This is a genomic window from Cryobacterium serini (genome assembly GCF_004404025.1).
GTDB classification, from domain to species: domain Bacteria; phylum Actinomycetota; class Actinomycetes; order Actinomycetales; family Microbacteriaceae; genus Cryobacterium; species Cryobacterium serini.
In genome coordinates this window covers 190,067-211,236 of record NZ_SOHN01000011.1, presented here as the reverse complement: position 1 = coordinate 211,236, position 21,170 = coordinate 190,067, and the positions used below count along the sequence as shown (strand labels likewise).

The 21,170-nt window shown below is 64.5% G+C and carries 28 protein-coding genes; 14 read left to right on the top strand and 14 right to left on the bottom strand.

What is annotated here, in order from left to right:
* Positions 1-23: 23 nt before the first annotated feature.
* A complete protein-coding gene (locus E3T51_RS10265) occupies positions 24-830 on the top strand; it encodes an alpha/beta fold hydrolase (protein WP_134529737.1) in 807 nt (268 codons plus the stop codon).
* 19 nt (positions 831-849) lie between these two features.
* The gene (locus tag E3T51_RS10260; RefSeq protein ID WP_198417856.1) at positions 850-1,143 is read left to right on the top strand and encodes a DUF1905 domain-containing protein; all 294 of its coding nucleotides are present in this window, start codon (positions 850-852) and stop codon (positions 1,141-1,143) included.
* 105 nt (positions 1,144-1,248) lie between these two features.
* On the opposite strand, the gene E3T51_RS10255 is transcribed toward E3T51_RS10260, so the two are convergent.
* Positions 1,249-1,467: a hypothetical protein gene (locus E3T51_RS10255; protein WP_134529735.1), complete on the bottom strand. Its 219-nt coding sequence runs from the start codon at positions 1,465-1,467 to the stop codon at positions 1,249-1,251.
* A 182-nt stretch (positions 1,468-1,649) separates the two neighbouring features.
* Here E3T51_RS10255 and E3T51_RS10250 point away from each other — a divergent pair, with 182 nt between their 5' ends.
* A complete protein-coding gene (locus E3T51_RS10250) occupies positions 1,650-2,420 on the top strand; it encodes a hypothetical protein (RefSeq protein ID WP_134529734.1) in 771 nt (256 codons plus the stop codon).
* 90 nt (positions 2,421-2,510) lie between these two features.
* Here the strand turns inward: E3T51_RS10250 and E3T51_RS10245 are convergent, their stop codons facing one another.
* Positions 2,511-3,521 carry a heparan-alpha-glucosaminide N-acetyltransferase domain-containing protein gene (locus E3T51_RS10245; protein ID WP_134529733.1) on the bottom strand — a complete coding sequence of 337 codons (1,011 nt, stop codon included), beginning with the start codon at positions 3,519-3,521 and terminating at the stop codon, positions 2,511-2,513.
* A 259-nt stretch (positions 3,522-3,780) separates the two neighbouring features.
* On the opposite strand from E3T51_RS10245, the gene E3T51_RS10240 reads away from it, so the two are divergent.
* From E3T51_RS10240 to E3T51_RS10230, 3 genes are all read left to right on the top strand, one after another.
* Entirely contained in the window at positions 3,781-6,138 is a 2,358-nt protein-coding gene (locus E3T51_RS10240; protein WP_134529732.1) for a trehalase-like domain-containing protein, read from the top strand.
* A 101-nt stretch (positions 6,139-6,239) separates the two neighbouring features.
* The gene (locus E3T51_RS10235) at positions 6,240-6,911 is read left to right on the top strand and encodes a TetR/AcrR family transcriptional regulator (RefSeq protein WP_134529731.1); all 672 of its coding nucleotides are present in this window, start codon (positions 6,240-6,242) and stop codon (positions 6,909-6,911) included.
* A gap of 11 nt (positions 6,912-6,922) precedes the next feature.
* On the top strand, positions 6,923-7,441 hold the full coding sequence (locus tag E3T51_RS10230; RefSeq protein ID WP_104193480.1) for a CarD family transcriptional regulator: 519 nt from the start codon (positions 6,923-6,925) through the stop codon (positions 7,439-7,441).
* Positions 7,442-7,639: 198 nt separating this feature from the next.
* On the opposite strand, the gene E3T51_RS10225 is transcribed toward E3T51_RS10230, so the two are convergent.
* Positions 7,640-8,917: a hypothetical protein gene (locus tag E3T51_RS10225; protein ID WP_134529730.1), complete on the bottom strand. Its 1,278-nt coding sequence runs from the start codon at positions 8,915-8,917 to the stop codon at positions 7,640-7,642.
* A 319-nt stretch (positions 8,918-9,236) separates the two neighbouring features.
* On the opposite strand from E3T51_RS10225, the gene E3T51_RS10220 reads away from it, so the two are divergent.
* Positions 9,237-9,611, top strand: coding sequence for a hypothetical protein (locus E3T51_RS10220; protein WP_166806433.1), 375 nt, complete (start codon positions 9,237-9,239; stop codon positions 9,609-9,611).
* A gap of 75 nt (positions 9,612-9,686) precedes the next feature.
* On the opposite strand, the gene E3T51_RS10215 is transcribed toward E3T51_RS10220, so the two are convergent.
* The 8 genes from E3T51_RS10215 to E3T51_RS10180 all read right to left on the bottom strand — a co-directional run bounded on the left by E3T51_RS10215 (position 9,687) and on the right by E3T51_RS10180 (position 14,027).
* On the bottom strand, positions 9,687-10,745 hold the full coding sequence (locus E3T51_RS10215; RefSeq protein ID WP_134529728.1) for a YihY/virulence factor BrkB family protein: 1,059 nt from the start codon (positions 10,743-10,745) through the stop codon (positions 9,687-9,689).
* Positions 10,746-10,863: 118 nt separating this feature from the next.
* Complete coding sequence (locus tag E3T51_RS10210) at positions 10,864-11,301, bottom strand: hypothetical protein (protein WP_166806432.1); 438 nt, start codon at positions 11,299-11,301, stop codon at positions 10,864-10,866.
* Between the two features lie 155 nt (positions 11,302-11,456).
* Entirely contained in the window at positions 11,457-11,630 is a 174-nt protein-coding gene (locus tag E3T51_RS10205) for a CsbD family protein (protein WP_104193475.1), read from the bottom strand.
* A gap of 76 nt (positions 11,631-11,706) precedes the next feature.
* Entirely contained in the window at positions 11,707-12,312 is a 606-nt protein-coding gene (locus tag E3T51_RS10200) for a hypothetical protein (protein ID WP_134529726.1), read from the bottom strand.
* A complete protein-coding gene (locus E3T51_RS10195; RefSeq protein WP_134529725.1) occupies positions 12,309-12,917 on the bottom strand; it encodes an Asp23/Gls24 family envelope stress response protein in 609 nt (202 codons plus the stop codon). The genes E3T51_RS10200 and E3T51_RS10195 overlap by 4 nt, the downstream gene beginning before the upstream one ends.
* Positions 12,914-13,354: a hypothetical protein gene (locus E3T51_RS10190; RefSeq protein WP_134529724.1), complete on the bottom strand. Its 441-nt coding sequence runs from the start codon at positions 13,352-13,354 to the stop codon at positions 12,914-12,916. Before E3T51_RS10190 ends, E3T51_RS10195 begins: the two co-directional genes overlap by 4 nt.
* A gap of 2 nt (positions 13,355-13,356) precedes the next feature.
* A complete protein-coding gene (locus E3T51_RS10185) occupies positions 13,357-13,551 on the bottom strand; it encodes a DUF2273 domain-containing protein (protein ID WP_134529723.1) in 195 nt (64 codons plus the stop codon).
* Complete coding sequence (locus E3T51_RS10180) at positions 13,548-14,027, bottom strand: Asp23/Gls24 family envelope stress response protein (protein WP_134529722.1); 480 nt, start codon at positions 14,025-14,027, stop codon at positions 13,548-13,550. Before E3T51_RS10180 ends, E3T51_RS10185 begins: the two co-directional genes overlap by 4 nt.
* A gap of 130 nt (positions 14,028-14,157) precedes the next feature.
* Between E3T51_RS10180 and E3T51_RS10175 the strand changes: the two genes are divergently transcribed.
* The 4 genes from E3T51_RS10175 to E3T51_RS10160 are packed head-to-tail and all read left to right on the top strand — an operon-like array spanning position 14,158 to position 15,943.
* Positions 14,158-14,733 (top strand): RNA polymerase sigma factor, encoded by a 576-nt coding sequence (locus E3T51_RS10175; RefSeq protein WP_241989260.1) that lies wholly within the window; start codon positions 14,158-14,160, stop codon positions 14,731-14,733.
* Entirely contained in the window at positions 14,730-15,377 is a 648-nt protein-coding gene (locus E3T51_RS10170; RefSeq protein WP_134529720.1) for an Asp23/Gls24 family envelope stress response protein, read from the top strand. The genes E3T51_RS10175 and E3T51_RS10170 overlap by 4 nt, the downstream gene beginning before the upstream one ends.
* The gene (locus tag E3T51_RS10165) at positions 15,377-15,715 is read left to right on the top strand and encodes a hypothetical protein (RefSeq protein ID WP_134529719.1); all 339 of its coding nucleotides are present in this window, start codon (positions 15,377-15,379) and stop codon (positions 15,713-15,715) included. Before E3T51_RS10170 ends, E3T51_RS10165 begins: the two co-directional genes overlap by 1 nt.
* A 45-nt stretch (positions 15,716-15,760) precedes the next feature.
* Positions 15,761-15,943 carry a hypothetical protein gene (locus E3T51_RS10160; RefSeq protein WP_134529718.1) on the top strand — a complete coding sequence of 61 codons (183 nt, stop codon included), beginning with the start codon at positions 15,761-15,763 and terminating at the stop codon, positions 15,941-15,943.
* 108 nt (positions 15,944-16,051) lie between these two features.
* Here E3T51_RS10160 and E3T51_RS10155 read toward each other — a convergent pair whose 3' ends face one another.
* The gene (locus E3T51_RS10155) at positions 16,052-16,678 is read right to left on the bottom strand and encodes a LysE/ArgO family amino acid transporter (protein ID WP_198417855.1); all 627 of its coding nucleotides are present in this window, start codon (positions 16,676-16,678) and stop codon (positions 16,052-16,054) included.
* A gap of 23 nt (positions 16,679-16,701) precedes the next feature.
* Positions 16,702-17,187 carry an Lrp/AsnC family transcriptional regulator gene (locus E3T51_RS10150; RefSeq protein WP_134529717.1) on the bottom strand — a complete coding sequence of 162 codons (486 nt, stop codon included), beginning with the start codon at positions 17,185-17,187 and terminating at the stop codon, positions 16,702-16,704.
* A 150-nt stretch (positions 17,188-17,337) separates the two neighbouring features.
* Here E3T51_RS10150 and ald point away from each other — a divergent pair, with 150 nt between their 5' ends.
* On the top strand, positions 17,338-18,453 hold the full coding sequence (ald, locus tag E3T51_RS10145) for an alanine dehydrogenase (protein ID WP_134529716.1): 1,116 nt from the start codon (positions 17,338-17,340) through the stop codon (positions 18,451-18,453).
* 47 nt (positions 18,454-18,500) lie between these two features.
* Here the strand turns inward: ald and E3T51_RS10140 are convergent, their stop codons facing one another.
* On the bottom strand, positions 18,501-18,941 hold the full coding sequence (locus E3T51_RS10140) for a MarR family winged helix-turn-helix transcriptional regulator (RefSeq protein WP_134529715.1): 441 nt from the start codon (positions 18,939-18,941) through the stop codon (positions 18,501-18,503).
* A 57-nt stretch (positions 18,942-18,998) separates the two neighbouring features.
* Between E3T51_RS10140 and E3T51_RS16760 the strand changes: the two genes are divergently transcribed.
* The gene (locus E3T51_RS16760) at positions 18,999-19,241 is read left to right on the top strand and encodes a hypothetical protein (RefSeq protein ID WP_166806431.1); all 243 of its coding nucleotides are present in this window, start codon (positions 18,999-19,001) and stop codon (positions 19,239-19,241) included.
* 132 nt (positions 19,242-19,373) lie between these two features.
* Complete coding sequence (locus E3T51_RS10135; RefSeq protein ID WP_198417854.1) at positions 19,374-21,152, top strand: aldehyde dehydrogenase family protein; 1,779 nt, start codon at positions 19,374-19,376, stop codon at positions 21,150-21,152.
* Positions 21,153-21,170: the final 18 nt, after the last annotated feature.

The following is a 21,170-nucleotide window of genomic DNA, read 5'->3' as shown; positions in this document are numbered from 1 at the left end:
CCAATCTTGGAGGAGTTCCAGAAGTGAGTGAATTCGTTACCACCTCTCGCGGCGACCGAGTAGCTTTCGACCATCGAGGGTCTGGCCCTGCGCTGATTTTCATTGCCGGAGCCGGCCCGTATCGGGCTATCGACCCGTGGACCACCGCAACCGCCGAATCGGCGGCGCGCCAGGGGATCTCGACGGTCGTCTACGACCGGCTGGGTCGCGGTGAGAGTCCAGTCGATAAGACGATCGATCTCGAGCGTGAGCTTTTCGCTATCGCCGCTCTTCTCGACGTCGTCGGAGGGACCGCCGTGCTTTGTGGACACTCCTCCGGATGCTCTATCGCCTTGGCCGCGGCTGCGCAAGGAATGCCCGTCAATGGACTTGCACTGTGGGAAGCGCCACTTGGACCACAGGATGGCGGAGCCCGGGAATGGGCTGGCATAGTGGACCGCCTGATCAAAGAGGGAGATCTGGAAGGTGCCCTCGTGCACTATATGAAAGACATCCCACCGGAGTTCCTGGAATCATGGCGAAAGTCTCCGGAGTTCCCCGACTTGGTTGCAAACGTCGGGAGCTTGCGCCCCGATGGCGAGTCGCTCGCCTGGACAGAGTCGGCACCCCACTCGGAGCTGTTCGCGAACATCCGAGTTCCAGTCCAGGTGATGCTGGGCGAAGAGACATTCCCTGAGATGTTCGTCGCCGCCGATTCGATCGTCGCGGCAATCCCGGGAGCGATCCAAAAACGAATGCCAGGGGCCCGCCACACCTGGGAGACCGAGCCGATGGCGGCCGAGCTCGCGGCGTTCGTGAAAGCTGCCCACCCAGGGAATCGGGCCCGCTAGAGAGATGAGAAACGGAATCATGCCTGCCCAGGAGGACTACCCTCAAAATATCGACGTCACCTTCACGGCGACAATCACCACCGAGCGCAACAGTGGTTGGACCTGCGTTGTCATGCCTGAGCCGGGAATTTTTTTCGGCACCAGAAAACCTGTGAAAGTTGCCGGCACGATCGACGGGCAGTCGTTTCACGCGACGCTGCTCCCGATGGGCGATGGAACGCACATGGTTCCACTCAAAGCAGCCTTACGCAAAGCAATCGGCAAAGTGATCGGCGATGAAGCTGTTGTCCACCTCGATCAACGATTCAGTTGACCGCGAGGTGCGCACTTGGGCTACCAGATACGAGCCGCACACTGCGCGCGTGCTGGCACTGCTCTCGGTGATGCGTGCCCGCTCGGATCGGTCTGCTCCTGAGGGTCAGGTGGGCTCTTCCTCGTTGGCGACCGTCTCAATCCAGTCGATGTCGTCGTCGGACAGGTAGACGCCGGATTGTTCGCCCTCGCTGTCGGTGGCAACTTCACCGCCGGCCCGCATAATTTCGCCCACGAGCTCCGGCTGCACGGTATCGCCGTTGTTTTGTATCAGCCACTGGCGAGTCGACGGTGTCAGCTTGGGCCACCACAACTCAATATTCATGGGGCGCATTCTGCCACGCCTGCCGCTGCTGTGCGACGGCTCGCGTGGCTTCGACTCAATCAGCGTTGAGCGGAGCGTTACCGAACGAGCACCGTACTGTTTGACGCATGTTTTATGACGACGGATGTGCGTCCAGAGCGCAAGCTGCTGGAAGACCATTCCGCGGTCGATAAACTTTGAATATGTCAGACCAGCACTTCGAGCAGGATGAAACCCTGCGCCTGCCGACCATTCAGTTTCGCGTCGTTCTCGATCTGGGCCCCCGGCTCGCCGCGGCCGTCACCCTGCCGGCGGAACTGGCGCACCCGGACCTGTTCGCCGACCGCGACGATGAAGGCGGAGCGCTCAACCTGTCGATCGACTTCGACAGCGGCCAGCTGCACGTGCTGCTCGACGAGGCCGGCCCCAGTTTTCACTACCACGGCACAAGCGACCCGTTCGAGAGCCCGTGGCCGGACGATCAGACCGAAAAATTACTCGAGTGGGCGCTCATTCTGGTGCAGGAAATCGACGCCCTCGATGACCTGCTTGACTCGATCTTTGAGGCCGCCGAGTGGTTCGAGCAGGGGTTCACACTCTACGTTCCCGAGACTGAACCGACCCAGCTCGAACTGATTGAAGTCGGCGTTATCGGCGAGCTGCTGACACTGCCGTGGCTTGGCTCCGGGCGCGTCGACCACGAGCATGTCGAAGGGGATAACCACCCGATCGCCCTGCTCTGGAATATGAACAATGACGACCCCGACACGCCGATCGCTCGCGCCTGGCTCGACCTGGACACCGGCGAGCCGAGAACGGCCGCCGAGCCGGGGGTGGACTGGAACGCCGTAGCCATGAGCGAAGACGAGGTTCTGGAGTGGCTTGTCGGCATCTACACGAACCACCACGTGGCCCCGACACCCGAGGCGCAGATCATGCGGGCGGCGCTGGAACGCCTCGGCGGCATCCGCTAAGCAGACTTTGATATTTTGCAGCTGGTCGGGCTGACCCGCGCACTGACGTCGGGCGAAGGGAGGGCATCCGTGTCACACGCAGCCGGGCCGCTAGCTGGAGCGCGGCGCCCGGGCCAGCGTGGAGAGCAGGCGTTCAAGGGGACCCTTGCCCAGAAAATACCGCCACAGGCTGGCGCCGATGAAGGTGAGCAGCAGCATACCGATCAGCAGCGGCCAGCCCGGATAGTCGATTTCGGCGCCGCCTCCGATGACGGTCAGGGCGAGAATCTGCACGGTGTAGACGGTCAGTGCCATCGAGCCGGTAGCCCCGACCGGCGGGAAGATCACGCGCAGGGCACGCCCCACAGACCGCCGCTGAACGGCGGTGAGCCAGAGCAAAGCTCCAATGACTGCGACCGCGATCCCGCCGGAGCCCGTCACCTCGGCGATCGATCCGGAATGGGCCACGGCATCGACCCCGGGGACCACGATGGCTGCGCCGTAGCCGGCGACCGCCGCTGTTGTACCGACACCGACGAGGGCTACCTGGGTTTTCGCCCTGAGCAGATCGGAGCGCGCGATGATGAGACCCGCGATCAGGAACGGCATCCAGATGAGCACGGGGTAGGTGCCGTTCAGAAAGAAGTAGTCGACGAAGTAGCTGACCGGCGGCGCCTCGGCATCCACCTCACCCTGAGCGGCTCCGAGCCACGGAGCGCCGAACAGGAAGACGACGCCGATCAGGGCCAGCAGCCAGCGGCGCAAAAACAGCATCGGAATCAGCAGCAGAAACATGAGGGCGTAGAAGTGCAGAATGACCGCAACGCCGCTGTGCAAACTGGCCAGCACGACGCCGAGCAGAAACAAGACTAGCGCGCGTACCACGATGCCTCGTACCCGGTCGGAGCGCTGGCCGCGCACGAGCGGATGCTGTGACCCGGTCATGATTCCCAACGACACCCCGGCCAGGGTCGCGAATAAAATCGACGAACGCCCGTCGGCGAGCAGCTCGGCGTCGCCCACACGCGGGATGGCATGCGCCACGAACATGCCGATGATCGCCAGGCCTCTGGCGATGTCGATGGCGACGACCCGCTCGCTCGGGTCAGGCCTCGTCTTCATGAGAACAGGCTACGGGTTCCTTCGGGCAGGTTCTCGCCTCGCGGTCGTCGCGGCACGCCTTCGAGTTCGCAGCACTCCCTTGCAGGCGTGCCGCGAGCGCTAATGAGTGCCGCGAGCCAATACCGGGTCGGGGTGCCTGATTCTGACAACACCCCACCAGAAGGCGGGTGGCCTGCAGACCGGCCTTCTGCAAATGGTAACGTCGCGTAGGTCTAGCCACTGGTTTGACGGTCGACGCACTTCTGCAAGGAACCTCCATATGCCCCATCGCATGAATCTTTCCAAGAACCTGCCACCCACATTGACGGGCCTGTCCACCGAGATCCTGCAGGATCTGCAACAGCTAGCCCGCACCCCATCGCTGTTAGTGGCCTGCAACTACGGCGGCACCCTGTCCCATCACGTGGCCTCGGACGTGCCGTCCGTGTTGCTGGCCGAGTCTGCGACCGCCCTGCGGGCCCTCGCCGCCCTGCCCAACACCCACACGGCCGTCATGTCGGGCCGCCCGCTCCGCGATCTGGCCGCGGATTCCCGGCTGCCCCGGGAGGTGCACCTGGTCGGGTCGAACGGAGCTGAATTCGACTCGGAATTCTTTGCCGCTCACGAGCCCTCCAACGAGTCCCAAGATTCCGGCATCGCGCTCGACCGGCTGCGCACCCGACTCGGCGTCAGCGCCGCGTTCTTCGCCGGCGATGCCGCCAGCGACGAAATAGCCATGAACACCCTGCATGGCCCCGACCTCGGCATTCGCATCGGCGACGACGAATCCGTCGCTGCTCATCGCATCAGCGGCCCCGAAAAGCTCGCCCAGATCCTTGCCCTGCTGTTCGAGCTGCGCAAAGACTGGCTGTTTGGCCAGCACGTCGTGGCCATCGAACGCCACTCGATGCTCGGCGACGGCACCTCGACGGCTCTCGTGACGCCGGAAGCGCGCATCTGTTGGATGACGCATCCGTTGCCCGATTCCGGCTCGCTGTTCGCGAGTATCCTCGGCAGCGAAGAAGCCGGACACTTCTCGATCGAACCGGTCAAGAAGAGTCGCGTGCTCGGCCAGCGTTATGTCGACAATACGATGATCGTTGAAACCCGCTGGGCCGACGTCACCGTCACCGACTACATCGAGCCCTCGCCGCTCGGCATTACCAACCTGGTGCGCAAACTCACCGGCACCGGGCGCGCCCGCATCGTGTTCGCACCGCGGCCCGACTACGCCGTCGCCTATTTCAATATGCACGCGACCGATGGCATGGTCACCATCACCGGTACGCCCGACCCGATCGTGCTCTCGGCGGCGGGTGTCGACTTCACCGTCACCAGCGACGGCCGCAACGAGACGGCCACCGCGGTCGTCGACCTCTCCCAGGGCGCGGTCGTGCTCAACCTGCGTTGCGGCGATACCGAGCCGTACATTCCGGATGCTGCTGGCGAGGCCACCAGGCGCGGCGCGGTCATGAATGACTCGCGCTCCTGGGTGAACGCGCTGTCGATGCCGAGCGTCAAGCCGTCGCTCGTTGGCCGGTCAGCCCTCGTCTTGCGTGCCCTCTGCTACGAACCAACCGGAGCGGTGCTCGCTGCCTCGACGACCTCGCTGCCCGAAGGGATCGGTGGCACCCGCAACTGGGACTACCGGTATTGCTGGCTGCGCGACGGGTCGATGACCGTCAAGGCGCTCGTCGATCTCGGGTCCACCGATGAGGCGGAGTCCTTTCTGCGCTGGTTGGCCGGGGTCGTGGCGGACAGTCCCGGCGCGCAGTGGCTGCATCCGCTCTATTCGGTCACGGGCTCGTCGCTGTCGACCGAGGCGAGCCTCGAGTCGCTGCCCGGCTACGCCGGATCACGCCCGGTGCGCATCGGAAACGCCGCCGATAACCAGGTGCAGATCGACGTGTTCGGGCCGGTCGCCGAACTGATCGACACGCTTAGCGCCCGGCAGGGAACGCTCTCGGATTTTCAGTGGCACCTGCTCGTTGAGATGGTCGACGCCGTCACGAGTCGCTGGCAGGAACCGGACCACGGCATTTGGGAGGCCCGGCGCTCGCCGCGGCACCACACCTACACAAAGACCATGTGCTGGGTGACCGTAGACCGGGCCATCCGCACCGCCGTGCGGCACGGGCGCGACGTGGGCCAGGGGTGGGAGCAGCTCGCCGCCACAATTCGCGAGGAGGTATTGCGCGAAGGTTGGAGTGAGGAAGCCCAGTCGTACACCGTCGCCTACGACAGCCCCGACCTGGATGCCGCCGTGCTGCACATTGGTTTGTCGGGCCTGCTCGACGTGACCGACGAGCGCTTTCAGCTGACCGTGAGCGCGGTAGAGCGCGAACTTCGCGTGGGCCCGACGGTGTTCCGCTACCGCTACGACGACGGCCTGCCCGGGCTCGAGGGTGGCTTTCACATCTGCACGACGTGGCTGATCGAGGCCTACGTGCTCACCGGTCGCCTCGACGAGGCCGAGGCACTGTTCAACCAGCTGGTCAGTCTCTTCGGTCCGACCGGGCTACTGTCGGAGGAATTCGACCCCGCCACCGAGAAGCACCTCGGCAACCACCCGCAGGCGTACTCGCACCTCGGTTTCATCCGCTGCGCGCAGCTGCTCGACGAGTACCGCGGGCGCTAGGGGAGTGCGGCTGACTCGCGCAAGGGCGTCCCTTTCCGCGAGTCAGCCGTGAAAGGTTACATCATCTCGGACACGTGTCCGAAAAGTGTTACTATTACAGAATGACTTCATTGACTGACCCCCGCCTGCAGGCGGGTCAGGTGCAGTCAGACGTCCAGCTTGAGTCGAAGATCACACACGATCCCCGGGCTGAACGCACCAGACAGCTCATTCTCACGGCGATACGCACGCTGATCGCCCAGCCGGCGGCATCCGTTTCGGTGGCCGAGATCGTGCGCCTGGCCGGCATTAGCCGCAGCTCGTTCTATGCGCACTTTGCGAGCCTTGACGTGCTTGCCGCCGAACTGCTGCGGGCGCAGTTCGTCGATATCGGCTCGGCTGGGCTGGACCTGCCGCGGCCGCGCACCGGCGAGAATGCCTCACGGCTCGGCTATGCCCGCCTCGTCGCCCATCTGGTTGAGAACTTTCCCCTGTATGCGAGCGTGCTTGAGCTGCCGCTGACCCGCAGCGCGCACGACCAGATCATCGAGGCCTACGCCACCCGCATGCTGCAGTCGGTGCTCGTCTTTGACGACACCGTGAATGCCAAGCTGGTCACCACTTACGTCGCCGGCGGCGCGCTCACCCTGATCGGTGCATGGATGCGCGGTCACCTCGATGTCTCCGACGACGAACTCGTCGACCAGCTCGTGGCGCTGCTGCCGGGCTGGCTGCTCGAACCTGTTACCTCACGCGCAACGCCTGTTCGCGTTGCATCACCCACACAAAACTGAAGGCGCATTCTATGAAGATCGAAATCGGCGAAACCCTGGTCTATCCCCACCACGGAGCGGTCACCATCACGGCCCTCGCGACCCGTAACATCAAGGGCGTCGAGAAGCAGTTCATGACCCTCAACGTGCACACGAGCGCGCTGACCATTCAGCTTCCCGTTGACAACGTTGAGCTCGTCGGCGTGCGTGACGTCATTGACGCCGCGGGTGTCAGCGCTGTGTACGAAATTCTGCAGAACGCCTTCACGGAAGAACCGGGCAACTGGTCACGCCGTTACAAGGCCAATCAGGAGAAAATGGCCAGCGGCAGCGTCTATCGGGTCAGCGAGGTCGTGCGCGACCTGTGGCGTCGCGACCAGGACAAGGGCGTTTCCGCCGGCGAAAAGCGGATGCTCGAAAAGGCCCGCCAGATCCTCGTCTCCGAACTCGCTCTGGCCCAGGGTCTGACCGACCAGGAAGCCGGCGACCTGCTGCTCATCGAAATTCAGAACTACGTCGTCAGTGACGAGCCGGTCGAGGTAACCGTCTAGCCCAACTCTGCGGTCGGCCCCGTCCGCGTACGTTTTTCTGCTGCGCGCGACCTGCGCCGCTGCGCGGGAGGCGGAACTCCCGCGCACTGGCGCACCTCCCGCACGTCGCGCAGCGCTGGAGTTCTGGCCAGACCCGAACTCCCGCACACTGGCGTAGCTACCGCGCAGCGCGAATGGCTCAGGGCTCCTGCCCCATTTCTACACCAGTGCGGCGCAGAGAAGCAGCGCCGGCCATGAGGCCACAAGCACAGCGGCCAGGTAGATCAGGTTGCGGCGGGTCAAAACGATGCTGTCTATGCCATACCGCGCACTGAGCAGCATCGTCAGGCCGGTGAGCGGGCCGACCGCAGTCGAGACTCCCCAGCCGATGCACGCGGCAAGCACAAACAGGGTGGGGTCGGGAGATAGTGGTTGCACGATCGCGGCGACGATCGCGATCGACACGACCGGGTGCACCCCGATGAGCGCGCACAAAATCATTGCGAACATCATCGCCCAGGCAGCGGGAACGGTGAACTCGGTCACCGGCAGCTGAAGGTCGAACAGGGGAAACAGCATCCGCAGGCCGACCGCGAGCACCCCGGCGGAGGCGAAGAGGGTGACCTCGCCGCGCAGCTGCGGCAGGTCGTGACGGGCATGCCGGGCGAGCGCGTGCAGGGCGCCACGACCGTTCATGATTAGCAGACCGATCAGGGTGACGCCGAGGCTGGCGAGCAGCACGATGCGCGGCACCGGAACCGCGGGAACGAGCTGGTGCGCGATGACGACAAGGGCGACCAGGGCCAGTGGCACGCGAAAGAGCGCCCAGGTCAGCGTGTAGCCGGTATACGCCGGCAGCTCGCGACCCCACAGATGAAAGATGTCCCAGACGCTTAACCCGATGGTGACGAGCGCGAGGCCCAATCCCACGAGCATCACCACGAGGGAGTTGGCGCCGGGAACCAGCGAGGTCGCAGCCGCAGCGGCCGCCCAGAATGGCGACCAGTACGCAGCGGTCGAATACGCACGGGAGATCAGGGCCGCATCGGCGAGCCGTAGGGCGAACCGGCCGCGCAGGTGATCACCGACGATACCGACCGCACCGATGTTGATGACCGCGCCGAGCGCGTGCGTGGCCAGCGCGGTGCGCACGATGGCGAGGCGACCGTGCAGCCGGGTTCGCGTGATCGACGGGGTCGGTGTGATGAGTCGTAGAAACGAGACCGCGGCCAGCATGCCGGTAAGGTCCTGGTTAACTAGGAGCAGGTCGCGGCCCACGATCTGCCCGCCCAGCACCACACCGACCACAACGGATGCAATGCCCACACCGATCAGCACCCCCGCAATGATGCGCTGGGTGCGGTTGACCAGCGACAGGCCGACCGCTGCCGCAGCGACAGTGAGCCCGCCCGCGGCGAGTGTCGCATCGGGCAGCAGGACAGACAGGCCCACGGTGAGGATGATCCCGCTCAGGAGCAGCGCATAGAGCAGTCTCACTCGTACCCCCGAACCGTAAACCGTGCGTCCGGTCGGACACGCCCTCCTATCCAACCAGTGTCTGCACTTATTCATGATCCGCGGGAGCCCAGGCCAGACCGTAGGTCCCGTGTGCCGCCTAACCTCCCGCAATATAACGGTAAAAGCAACTTGATATACTACCCATAACAGGGGTATATCCCGTGGCACACAGGCTTGCTAATGTACAGACCAGCGACACTGTTCGCCCCTGGCCAGCCGCGCACACAGTTGAATTGACGCCTTCTCTGCACCGGCATTCGCCGTCACAGAGCCCAAGCAGCATCCGACCATGGTCGGCGTGCTCTCCCTGAGAGAGGTTCCATATGAGCGTGTCCGGCCCGACGACAAAACGCGTGCGCGAAGCCCGCAGTCCCTCCCTGGCAGCCTCGCGCTGCCCATCAGTTTTATCGGCGCAACCATCGCTGTGCTCAGTCTTCCAACCATGACCAAACAAGCGGATACCGACGTCCGCCCCGCCGGCCAGCGCTCGCGCTACGCGGACTTGCTGCGCCGGGCCGCCCCGGTGATGGGCCGCACGGCGCTGGTGACCGTACTCGCGCTCGGCTCGACCTTGGGTACACCGGCGTTTCAGTCGCAGTCGGAGGAGGGAAACACGACAACGTCCAGAACGGTCATCGAGAAGTCTCCGGTCCAGGCCCGGGTGGGTCGCTAGAGGAGCTTCATCGTCGCCTTGGACACTGTCGACTCCGCCGGAGCCATCGAGGTCAGAACCGGGCGCGCGTACCTCTTAGTCGCGCGGGCCAGCGTTCGCCTTGCGGATTCGCCGGCCGTCAGCGACGGTCTGCATCTCCTTCAGGGCGGCTTTCTGGCTCTTCTTGGTTCCCCGGGGCGGAAGCTGTATGTTCTGCTCGGCGGCGATGCCCGCCTGCAGCTGGCGGGCACGTTCGAGTTCGGCGTCGAACTCCGCACCGAACAGCAAAGCCAGGTTGGTCAGCCACAACCAGAGCAGAAAGATGACGATTCCAGCTAGTGAACCGTAGGTCTTGGCGTAGTTCGAGAACGTCGTGACGTAAAAGCCGAATCCCAGGGACGCGACGACGATCGCCACGAGAGCGACCATTGCCCCGAGGCTCAGCCAGCGAAACTTCGGCTGGCGCACGTTCGGCGTGAAGTAGTACAGCACCGCGATCAGCAGCACGACGGTGGCCGCCAGCACTGGCCACTTGGCAATGGACCACGCCAGCTGAACGGTCTGGCCGAGGCCGAGGGCCGCGCCGACGGCATCCGTTATGGGACCGGAAATGGCCAGAATCAACACGACGATGAGCAGCAAAGCGATGGCGATGATGGTGACGAGCAACTGAGTGGGCTTAAGTTTGAGAAATGACCGGCCCTCGTCGATCTCGTAGATGCGGTTCATGGCGCGGCTGAACGCTCCGACATAACCGGATGCCGACCAGATCGCGACCGCGATCCCCGCCACCAGCGCGAACCCGGCGGACGGTGCGGTGCTGAACTGTTCGATCGGCCCCCGAATAACGTCGAGGGCGTCGCCGGGGGCGACCGAGGCGAGAATGGTCAGCAGGGTGTCGGCGGATTGCCGCCCCTGCCCGAACACGCCAAGCAGTGACACCAAGGCGATGAGCATGGGAAACAGCGACAGCACGGCGTAGTACGTGAGCGTCGCAGCAATGTCCGTGCACTGGTCGGTACCGAATTCACTGAACGTGCGTTTGAAGACATATTTCCAGGAGGCCTTCGTGACCTCAGCCGGGGAATCGGGCTTCCGGGCATCATCGGGGGCTGGCGCGTTGGCGAGTTCCTGGCTCTGACCATTGTCAACCATGTGTCTCCTGCTCAGGTGGAATGAGAGCCCGGGATCACGATCGGTCAGGGCGACCGTGTTCCCCGGCGCTAAGAATGTACTGCGTTTGGAGCAATCCGGCGGCATGCACGGAAGCGAATCAATACGGGATGGTCGCGCTCCTGTACTTAGCCGATGCGGCATCATCCCGCGCCGTGTCGGTGACGGCGTCCTTCGCCGACTGGGCCTCGTCTTTCACCTCGCCAGCCGCGTCCTGTGCGGCCGACTTGACCTCTTCCACGGCATCCGTCACGCTGTCTTTCACCGCGGCGACGGCCTCCTGCGCGGGTTCACGCAGGTTCTCGGCCACCTCCTTGGCGGCGTCGGGTACCTCGGAGATGAAGGGCTGGACGGCTTCCTTCCGAGAACCCGCCAGCTCCTTCTCCTCGCCGCTGGTAGGAACCAGCGAAACGACCAGCCATCCGAGGCCGAAGGCGATCAGTCCGACGCCTATAGGGTTGCCCTTGGCCATGTTCGAGGCTTCATCGGCGGCTACTTTCGCCGTGTGGGTCGCGGCTGCCCCGAGGAGGGAGGTCATACCCGCGTTGAAGACGGAGTCGTCGGCGTTTGAGCTTGGCGAAGTTGCATACAGGTTGGATATCATGCCTCCTTTCCTCGCGTAATAATCGGCCACAGGGCCAGGGATGTTATGGAGCGCGACGAACGCTGGGCCAGCCCTGGTCCGAGGTGAAACTACTTCTTGAAGACGTCCTTGACGTCTTCGCCGACCTTCTTGGCGCTCGCCGCGGTCTGGTCGGCGCGTCCTTCGGCAACCTTGGAGTCGTCGTTGGTGGCCTTGCCCACGGCCTCAGTGGCTTTGCCCTTGAGGTCCTGCGCGGCGTTCTTGATCTTGTCGGCTGCACTCATGGTGTTCTCTCTTTCGTGAGGTGTTTCTGGGGGAGTGTTCGGCGCGGAAGCGCTGAACGCAAGTATCGGCAAAGATTTAGGTAATGCGCGTGGTGCGACTCGTACGCACCCGGAAGCCCCCGCTGATCTGCAAAACGGCAGGGATGCGCAGGCCGAGGAGTTCATCGAGGGCATGCAGGGCCTGTTCGACGACGCGCACGACGTCGGTCGGGGAGGTTCCTCGTCGACAGGTGACCGAGACCTTGAGTACGGCGTCGCGGGCCACCCGGTAGGTCGTGACGCGGGTCGACAGAAATTCCGGGTGCTCGCTGAGTGCGTTGTGCAGCGCTTGCTCGGCGACCGCGGAATCAACCTGTGTGGTGCCCCAATCCGTGGTGTGTTCACTGATCAGGTGGCCGGAATGGCCGCGCCCCTGCCGCAAAATGAAGCTGAGCAAAAGGGCGACGATGGCCAGCAACAGGGCGAGGAGGACAAACCAGATCCAGCTATTCTGCGTGCCGCCGAGCGGCGTGGTTTCGAGCCAGCCGGCGACGGTGCCGCCAACTCCTTCAGTAACCGCGTTCCAGGCATCCCGCAGCGTGACCTGTGTTGCGAGCAGGCCCAGCAGGGTGGCTGCGGCGAGCAGTACCAGCCCGGTCAACAGAATGACGCTGCGGTTTAGCGCGCGGTTGGTGTTGTTCACGTTCCGACCTTGCCGCCCAGGGCCACGACCACCTGCGCCTGCAGCGTCGGTCGCAGGTGCAGGCCATCGAGCTGATCGCGCACGGCCTGCTGCACGGAGTCGCGCTGCACCGGCTGCCCCGATGTCGGTACTAGATGCACAGTGGCGAGGCGACGAGAAATGCTGACCCGGGTACTGTCGGGGTCGGTGCGGCCCACACGAGCGGCGTGCCCGGCCAGAGCGGACGCGATGACTTCGTCATCAACGACGGTCACCGTGCGTTCCGAATCGATCAAATGCCGCGCCCGCCGCCCGGGCGTGACGGCGATGACCAAGAGCGTGATGGCGAGGATGGCGCAGGCGAGAGCGCTAACGGCAAGTAGCGATGCCGGAACGGTCGAAACGGATGCAATGGCGGCAGCCAGTCCCGCTGGTGTCACGAACAGGGGTGGCTGGCCGATCAGGAGCAGCACAATTTCGGTGCCCAACCATCCGCAGAGCGTGATGACGACGATGGCCACGCTGATGGCCGCCGCTGACCGCGGCGAGTGCAGTTCACGCCGCCTGATGCGCCGGTAGATTGGTGTCATCGGCTCCGAGGACCGATCAATCTGCGCCGATGTCATTGCACCCTCCGTTCCTGTTGCACGTCAATGCCGGTCAGCCGCACAATGACCCGGCCGACATCGGCACCGGTCAGTTCTCCGACACGGCGACGAATCTCGACTTGCGACCGGGCCGACCGGGCCAGGATCGTGCCGCCAGTGCGCGCGATAATGGCTGGTTCGCGGGTGATGCGGGAGAGGGCAACGACGCGGATGGTGGTGCTGATCGTGAGCGCGAGCTGGCCGTGGTCGTCGCCGAGTTCCACGTGGACTTGACCGGAGGGAATGCCGAGCGATTCCGCCGTGACCATCGAGACGACCTGGCGAAGCGCCCGAGGCACGATGCGGGTCCGGCCGCGCGGCGGGGCAGAAGTCACGGTCGCGGCCGAAATGCCGTTGGCTGCTGCGTCCTGTTCTGCCCCGCCGAGAAACCAGCCGTGCGCGGTATCGGCCGCCACGCTCACGATGATGAACGCTTTCCTTGGAACGCTCCGATCAGTGAGCTCAGGTCGAGGCGGCCATCAACGACACGGCCCACGAGGGCGCCGACCAGCATGGCCAGGCCCACGAACAGGAATGCCCAAAAGCCCAAAATCGCCCAGGTCAATGCGAGAACCGCTCCGACCAGCATTCCGGTACGGGTCGCGGTGGTCATCGGAGTGCGGCTTTGCTCGGCTCGGTCTCGGCAGCGTCATCGCTCGGCAGATGGATGTCGACGATTGTCACATTGACCTCGGTGACCTCGAGACCGACAAGGTCTTCAATGGCACGAATAACACTCGAGCGGATGTCATCGGCTACCTGCTGCAGCTGAACGGGGTACTCCGCGACGATGGTCACATCGACTGCCACTTGCGTTTCACCGACTTCAACCGAGATGCCCTGGCTCACATCCGTGTTGTTCATGGCTTCACGAATGGCTCCGAGGGCGCGGGCCGCACCTCCCCCGAGGGCGTGCACGCCGGAGACTTCCCGGACGGCCATGCCGGCCACCTTCGCAACGACGCCGTCGTTAATGACTGTCTTGCCGGTTCCGGTAGCCGACTCACCGGCCAATGGTGTGTTGATCGGGGCGCGACTGCGCGGGGACTTGTTCGGGGATGCGGCGCCGTTGGTGTCGATAAGGTCCATGGGAATAGCTCCTTTGCGTGCGGCCGGACGGTCAAGCCGAAGTGGATTGTTACCTGTAAGACGAAACCTGTGGCATATTCGTCACACGCAGATGAGAAATTCTCTCAAACCGTTCGCTGGAGGAGGGGATGTGCCCGGCACAGTGCGGGATCAGGTCGCGTCGCCGCTCGATGCGGCCGCCGACCAGGTGTTGGCCGAGCGCGCCGCCGATGGCGACCTGCGTGCCTTTGAGGTGCTTGTGCGGCGCTATGGACCGCTTATGCGGGTCTACGCGACCAGGGTCCTCGGTTTCAACGACGAGACCGATGATGTCGTGCAGGAGTCCTTCATTACGGCCTGGCAGCAGCTGGGCACCCTCGACAATGGCAGCGCTGTCAAAAGCTGGCTGATGCGCATCGTCAGTCGTAAGAGCATCGATCGGCTGCGTGCCAGGCGCGCCCACGTCAACATCGAAGACACGGACGCCCCGGCGCCGGAGATTACCGCCCCGCACGTCGTCGCGGAGGTTGAGTCCCAGACCGAAGCCCTCGCCCGAGTGCTCGCTGATCTCCCTGAGGACCAACGACGCTGCTGGACCCTGCGCGAACTCGCCGAGTACAGCTACCATGACATTGCATCCGAGTTGCACCTGCCGTTATCGACCGTGCGTGGATTGCTGGCACGGGCCCGCAAGACCCTGCTTCGAGAGATGGAGGACTGGCGATGACTGAATTGACGCCGGCAGACGAGCGCTTCGTTGCTTTCGATCTGGATGACACCGTTCGAGAACAAGCCGAGCTGAACGGGCATACGGTTGAACAGCTTAGCGACTACCTCGACCGTGGACGGGTTCCCGCCGACCCCCGTATTGATGATTCACCCGAATGCGAGATCGCCTTGCGGGGTCTCGAACGCCTGCGCCGGGCCCGGCAGGCGCTGCTCGCCAAAGACCTGGAACGTGAGTCCCTGCGCGCCGACGACTGGGTGGCGTCGATTCTCGACAACATCACGCTGGAGGCCCACGCCGGACGGGACATTCCGCTGACTCACCCGTCGCCGACCGCGCGCCTGGTCGTGACGGAGGGAGCGGTTCGTGGCATTCTGCGCGAGACCGGCGACAGTATGCAGAACATGTTCGTGGGCCGGTGTGTGCTGGTCGGCGACGTTAGCGTGCCCGGAACGCCAATTTTGATTCGGGTCGACGTGACCGTATTTCCGGGGGAGAACATACCGTTGCTGGCCGAGCGGCTCAGACAGGCGATGTATGTCGCACTGGGTAGGTACACGGAACTCGTCGTGGCGGCCATCGATATCACGGTGAGCGATCTGCACGCCCTGCCCGATGTATCCGTTCGAGAAATGGAGCGCTGATGACCTCGGTTCTTCCCTCGACCGACCAGCTTGATGCGTTGGTGCGCCAGGTGCCCGGCGTCGAGTCGCTGTACCCGGCCGGGCCGCTTTTGACCGCCGTGCTCACCGTCGCGCTCGACGCGGTGGCTCATCGCGCGCCAGCCGCGCCCCTGGTGCATGTCGGGGAGCAGGGCGACGGCGTTCGGGTCACCGCCAAGATCGGCATCGGTGCGGCGGAGTCCTCGGGTCACGTGAGCGGTCGGGTACACGACGCGATCGCCGCGCACCTCGAGCAGGGCGACTACCCGCCGGTCGTGCAGATCGTCGTGATCGTGGCCAGCGTGCGGCTGAGCGTCTAGGCGATGACGGGCAGCCGTGCTAGCTGACATCTCTGCAACAGAGAGATGTTTCTTCAAGCGGATGCCGCGTTACGCTTTGTCATCGACCGGCTCACCCCCGCGCAGCTCGCGCTGCCGGCGCCGGCCGAGTGGTCGTATAAAAAAGACCCGACCCTGCGTGACATTCTCGCCTCCTACGCCGAAGACCCTGGTGGAAAACCTGGGGGAGCAGATTGCGGCCGATATTGAAATAAGGCGAGGCTTTGGGGTGTTTCCGCCCGAAGTTCCGGTGCCGGAAAACGCGAATCGTGAGGTCGCGCTGCTGGACAAGGCCGGGCATTGGCGCGAGTAACAACGCTAAGCGCCGAGCGCCATTCGAACGCCCAGAGCGATCATGACAACGGCGATGAAGCCGTCGAGCACTCGCCAGGAGGTGCGCTTTGCGAACAAGGGGCGAAGCTTCCGTGCACCGAAACCGAGCGCGAAAAACCAGACGAAACTCGCTGTGACTGCCCCCGCGCCCCACCACCAGCGCTCGTTCACACCCTGCTGGTTAGCCACCGATCCGAGAAAAATCAGGGTGTCGAGGTAGACGTGCGGGTTGAGCCAGGTGAGCGCGATGGTCGTCATGACGGCGGCCCTGGTGCTGATCTCGGTACTCGCCGCCGCGATGAGCACGCCGGGGCGGAGGGCGCGCACGGCGGCGAACACACCGTAGGTCAGCAGGAAGCCGACGCCGAGCACCTGCACGATGATCAGAACGACCGGAGCTGCTTGAATGAGGGCGCCGATTCCCACGATGCCGGCCAGAATGAGCACGGCATCGGAGACCGAACAGATCAGCACCGCAGTGAGCACGGTGCGGTTGCGCCCCTCAATGCCGAGCCGCAGGAGATACGCGTTCTGGGCGCCGATCGCGATGATGAGCGCGAGACCGGTGCCGAAACCGAACATGGCGGGCAGGATCGTGTCGGCGAGGTTCATCTCGTGGATAGTTTAGGGGCGCGCTATTCGGGGGCGACGCCGTTGTAGAAATGCTCGAACACCATGCTCGTACGGGTTGAAGCGACCGCGGGATTGGCTGAAAGGTTGTCCAGCACGAAATCGCGCACATCGTCGGTATCCCGGGCTGACAGGTGAATGATGAAGTCCTCGGACCCGCCGAGAAAATATAGCTGCACAACGCGCGGCATCACCCGGATCGAATCGCGAAAGGCCGGGATGTGCGTGCGGGCGCCTGCGCGAATGCTCACGCTGATCAGCGCCTGCAGGCCCAGGCCGATCGCTTTTGGGTCGACCATGGCCGTAAAGCCCGTGACGATGCCGCGACTGACCAGCGAGCGCACCCGGGAGACGCACGTCGATTCGGCGATACCGGCCGCGCTGGCCAGCCGGCTGTTGGTGGTGCGGGAGTCGGCCTGCAGCGCTGCGACCAGGATGCGATCGATTTCGTCAAGGGTTTCGACCACCCGAATCCTCTTCGTTTCTGCCATCTCACATCTCCTGACAACCGCATATTTAGTAAAATATTTTTTTTAGTCTGGCAGATTCTACGGATTTTACCTAGCCGAAACGAAGCAATAGCAGTCTTAGCCCTATCACTGCCGATGCGTTCGGCACTGGCAACCCGAAACGGAGCAGACATGTTGGTCGGCATTCCCACCGAGATTAAAAATAATGAGAACCGTGTGGCGATCACTCCGGCCGGTGTTCACGAGCTAAGTCGCCGCGGCCACGACGTCGTCATTGAGAAAGGCGCAGGGCTGGGCTCCAGCATCACCGATGATGCTTTTCGGCTCGCCGGGGCGTCCATCGTCGACACCGCCGCCGAAGTCTGGGCCGCGGCCGACCTGCTCCTGAAGGTCAAGGAGCCCATTGCCAGCGAATACCCGTTGATGCGCGCGGGGCAGGTGCTGTTCACCTATCTGCACCTCGCAGCATCCGCTGACTGCACGGAGGCTCTGATCAAATCTGGTACGACCGCGATCGCCTATGAGACCGTGCAGCTGCCCGACCGAAGCCTGCCGCTGCTTTCGCCGATGAGCGAGGTTGCTGGCCGCCTTTCGGCTCAGGTTGGTGCCTACCATCTGATGAGCGCCAACGGCGGCAGCGGAATTCTGCTCGGCGGCGTTCCCGGAACTCCCAAGGCCAAAGTCGTCGTGATCGGCGGCGGCGTGGCCGGCGAGCATGCGGCGGCTAACGCGCTCGGCATGGGCGCCGACGTGACCATCATCGATCTGTCGCTCGCTCGCCTGCGCCAGCTCGAGGCCCGCTTCAATGGCGAGATTCAGACGCGCGCGTCGACCCAGTACGAGATTGCCGAGCAGGTGCGGGAGGCTGACCTTGTCATCGGCTCCGTGCTCATTCCGGGTGCGCAGGCCCCCAAGCTCGTCACCGACGCCATGGTCGCCTCGATGAAGCCCGGCTCCGTGCTCGTAGACATCGCGATCGACCAGGGCGGTTGCTTCGAGGGATCGCACGCCACCACGCACGACAATCCCACCTTCGCCGTGCACGACAGTGTCTACTACTGCGTCGCCAACATGCCCGGCGCAGTGCCGGCGACCTCGACCCGCGCCCTCACCAACGCCACCCTGCCCTACGTCATCGCGCTGGCGCAGAAGGGCTGGAAGAAGGCCATCGCCGAAGACGCCGCCCTCGCTTTGGGCCTCAACGTGCACAACGGCCGCATCACCAACGCGCACGTGGCAGCTGCCTTCCACGCTGAGCTCCTGACGGTCGCCGACGCGATCGCCTGAGCCGGTCCCGGGTCGGTATTTTTCAACTAAGTGCCAGCTCCGGTGGGTCAGGACGTTGCGACGATGACCCGGTGCAACGCATCGCGCAGGCGGAGCAGGTCGTCCAGCGGCAGGCTGAGCGCTTCGATGACCCGCGTCGGGATGGTTTCGGCCACCGCGCGCAGGTCCAGTCCGCGGTCGGTCAGGGTGATATCGAGCGTGCGTTCATCGGCCTCCCGGCGTTGCCGCCGCACGTAGCCGGTGGCTTCGAGTCGCTTGAGCAAGGGGGAGAGAGTCGCCGGCTCGAGGCGGAGGGTCCGGCCGAGGCCCGTGAGCGTGCGCGGGCTCTCGTCCCACAGGGCGAGCATGACCAGATATTGCGGATGAGTTAGCCCGAGTGGCTCCAGAATGGGTCGATACAGGGCGATGACACTGCGCGAGGCGATGGCCAGGGCGAAGCAGACCTGGTTGTCGAGGGCGAGGGGGTTGTCAAGCGTTGACGACGTCATGGGTGTCCCGTTCCAACCTATTGTTCATTGTGCACTTTAGTTAGTACACTAACAAATATGACATTCGGCAGGAAATCCACTTCGCGTGGAACGGGACCCGGCGGCCTGACGGCCTGGCTGAACGGCCGGCTGTTTCCCATTCTCGGGCCGCCTCCGGTTGGCTTGAGCGGGTCCGATCTGCTTCCCGCACAGCCGGCGCCCGTGCGTAGCTGTCCGGTCTGTGCCCAGCCCATGGACCAGCACGACATCGATCGCAGTGGCGAGCGTACCCAGCTCCACTGCCCGGTCGCCCCGCACTAGCCTGCCGCTTCGGGCGGATGCCCGGACTGTTCATACTTCCGACGATTGCGCCCAGCACACCGGGCGCAGACGCCCGCACAGGCAACAGTTATTAGTCGATGGGCTAGTCTGGGCGCCAATCACGGGAGATGAATGTCTACGATGGCAGACCGCACCGACCTGCACAGTTCACAGCTCGACCTCGCAATCGCTGAGCTGGCCGAAGGAAGCGAGCGGTGGGGGGCGACTCCGCTCGGGGCGCGCGGCGATTTGCTGGCGCGCACCAGGGCATCCGTTTCTGAGGAAGCCGAGCGCTGGGTGGCTGCTGCGGCCCGCTCCAAAGGTCTAAACCCGTCGTCGCTGCTGATCGGCGAAGAATGGCTAACCGGACCGTACGCAGTGCTCACCTCGCTGAACGCACTCGGCCGTACCCTGCGGGCGCTCGCTTCCGGGCGCAGCCCGCTCGCCGGCCAGAGACTCGGGCGCGCACCGGGCGGTCGCGTCACTGTTTCCGTCTTGCCGCACAACGCGTGGGACGGGCTGCTTCTCCACGGATTCAGCGCCCGGGCCTGGCTGCGGCCGGGCGTCACCATGGAGCATGCCCGGGTAGCGGCCGGTTTGGGCCAACTCACTCCGACAGTGGCCGGCGGGGTCGGTCTCGTGCTCGGTGCCGGCAATATCAGCTCGATCGCCCCGCTCGATGTACTCTACGAGCTCGTGGCGCACAATCGAGCCTCGATACTCAAGCTCAATCCCACCTTCGACAAACTGCTGCCGATCTATCGGGCGGCCCTCGCCCCGCTCATCGAGCAGGGCCTGCTGCGTATCGTCACCGGCGGCGCCGACGTGGGCGGCTACCTTGCCCACCACCTTGGTATCAGGCACGTGCATATCACCGGCAGCGCGGCCACCCACGACGCGATCGTGTTCGGTGGGTCCACAACTTTGCGCCTCGGTAAACCGATCAGCAGCGAACTCGGCGGAGTGTCCCCGATCATCGTGTTGCCGGGCCGATGGAGCCGCAGGGACCTGCGCTACCAGGCCCAACACGTCGCCACCATGCGGCTGCACAACGGCGGCTATAACTGCATCGCCGGGCAGGTGCTCGTGCTCAGCGCCGCCTGGCCGCAGAAGCGCGCATTTCTCGACGCGGTCGCCGCCGCCCTCGCTGCCGCGCCGACACGACCGGCCTGGTACCCCGGCAGCGACGACCGGATGCGAGCAGCCAGCGCCGCCTACCCGGCCGCGCAGTCGATTCCCGGCGGGCGCCTGCTCGTAGCGGCCTCCGCGCCGCCGATGACTGCGGCGCTGGCGACCTCGGCCGCGTCCGGCCGATCGGCTGGAGCTGGAGCTGGGCACGGCCTGACGGGCGCGGCATCCGCTTCAACCGAAGATATGCTCACGACGGAATATTTCGCGCCGGTTCTGGGTGTGGTCGAACTCCCCGGCTTCGGTCAGGCCTTTCTCGACTTGGCGGTGGAGAGCGTCAACCGCGACTTTCTGGGCACTCTTGGCGCCAATATTCTCGGGATGCCGGCCACCATCCGGCGGCTCGGGCCGGGGTTCGAGCAGGCCGTGGCGCGCCTGCGCTACGGAACGATCGCGATCAATGCCTGGACCGGTGTGGGCTTTCTGTCAGCGGCGGCGCCGTGGGGCGCGTTTCCCGGGCATACGCTCGACAACGTGCAGAGTGGTATCGGCGTGGTGCACAACGCCCTGCTGCTTGACGACGTCGAGCGCACCGTCGTGCGGGGACCTTTTCGGCCGTTTCCGCGCTCGGTGATGCATGGTGAATGGGCGCTGTTGCCGAAGCCGCCGTGGTTCGTGTCGTCTCGAAGTGGCACGCTGACCGCCCGCCTGCTGACCGGCTTCGCCGCGCATCCAGCGGCGCGCAAGTTGCCGCGCATCCTCGCCGCCGCATTTCGGGCCTGAGCGGGCTGCGCCAGCCGT

Excerpts from the sequence above, each read along its gene's own strand:
- E3T51_RS10160 (WP_134529718.1), top strand. The coding sequence starts at position 15,761 with ATGTTTCTTCAAGCGGATGCCGCGTTACGCTTTGTCATCGACCGGCTC.
- E3T51_RS10250 (WP_134529734.1), top strand. The coding sequence starts at position 1,650 with ATGTCAGACCAGCACTTCGAGCAGGATGAAACCCTGCGCCTGCCGACC.
- ald (WP_134529716.1), top strand. The coding sequence starts at position 17,338 with ATGTTGGTCGGCATTCCCACCGAGATTAAAAATAATGAGAACCGTGTG.
- E3T51_RS10140 (WP_134529715.1), bottom strand. The coding sequence starts at position 18,941 with ATGACGTCGTCAACGCTTGACAACCCCCTCGCCCTCGACAACCAGGTC.
- E3T51_RS10235 (WP_134529731.1), top strand. The coding sequence starts at position 6,240 with ATGACTTCATTGACTGACCCCCGCCTGCAGGCGGGTCAGGTGCAGTCA.
- E3T51_RS10215 (WP_134529728.1), bottom strand. The coding sequence starts at position 10,745 with ATGGTTGACAATGGTCAGAGCCAGGAACTCGCCAACGCGCCAGCCCCC.
- E3T51_RS10260 (WP_198417856.1), top strand. The coding sequence starts at position 850 with ATGCCTGCCCAGGAGGACTACCCTCAAAATATCGACGTCACCTTCACG.
- E3T51_RS10240 (WP_134529732.1), top strand. The coding sequence starts at position 3,781 with ATGCCCCATCGCATGAATCTTTCCAAGAACCTGCCACCCACATTGACG.
- E3T51_RS10210 (WP_166806432.1), bottom strand. The coding sequence starts at position 11,301 with ATGACCTCCCTCCTCGGGGCAGCCGCGACCCACACGGCGAAAGTAGCC.
- E3T51_RS10255 (WP_134529735.1), bottom strand. The coding sequence starts at position 1,467 with ATGAATATTGAGTTGTGGTGGCCCAAGCTGACACCGTCGACTCGCCAG.
- E3T51_RS10205 (WP_104193475.1), bottom strand. The coding sequence starts at position 11,630 with ATGAGTGCAGCCGACAAGATCAAGAACGCCGCGCAGGACCTCAAGGGC.
- E3T51_RS10185 (WP_134529723.1), bottom strand. The coding sequence starts at position 13,551 with ATGACCACCGCGACCCGTACCGGAATGCTGGTCGGAGCGGTTCTCGCA.
- E3T51_RS10170 (WP_134529720.1), top strand. The coding sequence starts at position 14,730 with ATGACTGAATTGACGCCGGCAGACGAGCGCTTCGTTGCTTTCGATCTG.
- E3T51_RS10155 (WP_198417855.1), bottom strand. The coding sequence starts at position 16,678 with ATGAACCTCGCCGACACGATCCTGCCCGCCATGTTCGGTTTCGGCACC.
- E3T51_RS10230 (WP_104193480.1), top strand. The coding sequence starts at position 6,923 with ATGAAGATCGAAATCGGCGAAACCCTGGTCTATCCCCACCACGGAGCG.
- E3T51_RS10165 (WP_134529719.1), top strand. The coding sequence starts at position 15,377 with ATGACCTCGGTTCTTCCCTCGACCGACCAGCTTGATGCGTTGGTGCGC.
- E3T51_RS10195 (WP_134529725.1), bottom strand. The coding sequence starts at position 12,917 with ATGACATCGGCGCAGATTGATCGGTCCTCGGAGCCGATGACACCAATC.
- E3T51_RS10135 (WP_198417854.1), top strand. The coding sequence starts at position 19,374 with ATGTCTACGATGGCAGACCGCACCGACCTGCACAGTTCACAGCTCGAC.
- E3T51_RS16760 (WP_166806431.1), top strand. The coding sequence starts at position 18,999 with ATGACATTCGGCAGGAAATCCACTTCGCGTGGAACGGGACCCGGCGGC.
- E3T51_RS10150 (WP_134529717.1), bottom strand. The coding sequence starts at position 17,187 with ATGGCAGAAACGAAGAGGATTCGGGTGGTCGAAACCCTTGACGAAATC.
- E3T51_RS10245 (WP_134529733.1), bottom strand. The coding sequence starts at position 3,521 with ATGAAGACGAGGCCTGACCCGAGCGAGCGGGTCGTCGCCATCGACATC.
- E3T51_RS10180 (WP_134529722.1), bottom strand. The coding sequence starts at position 14,027 with ATGGACCTTATCGACACCAACGGCGCCGCATCCCCGAACAAGTCCCCG.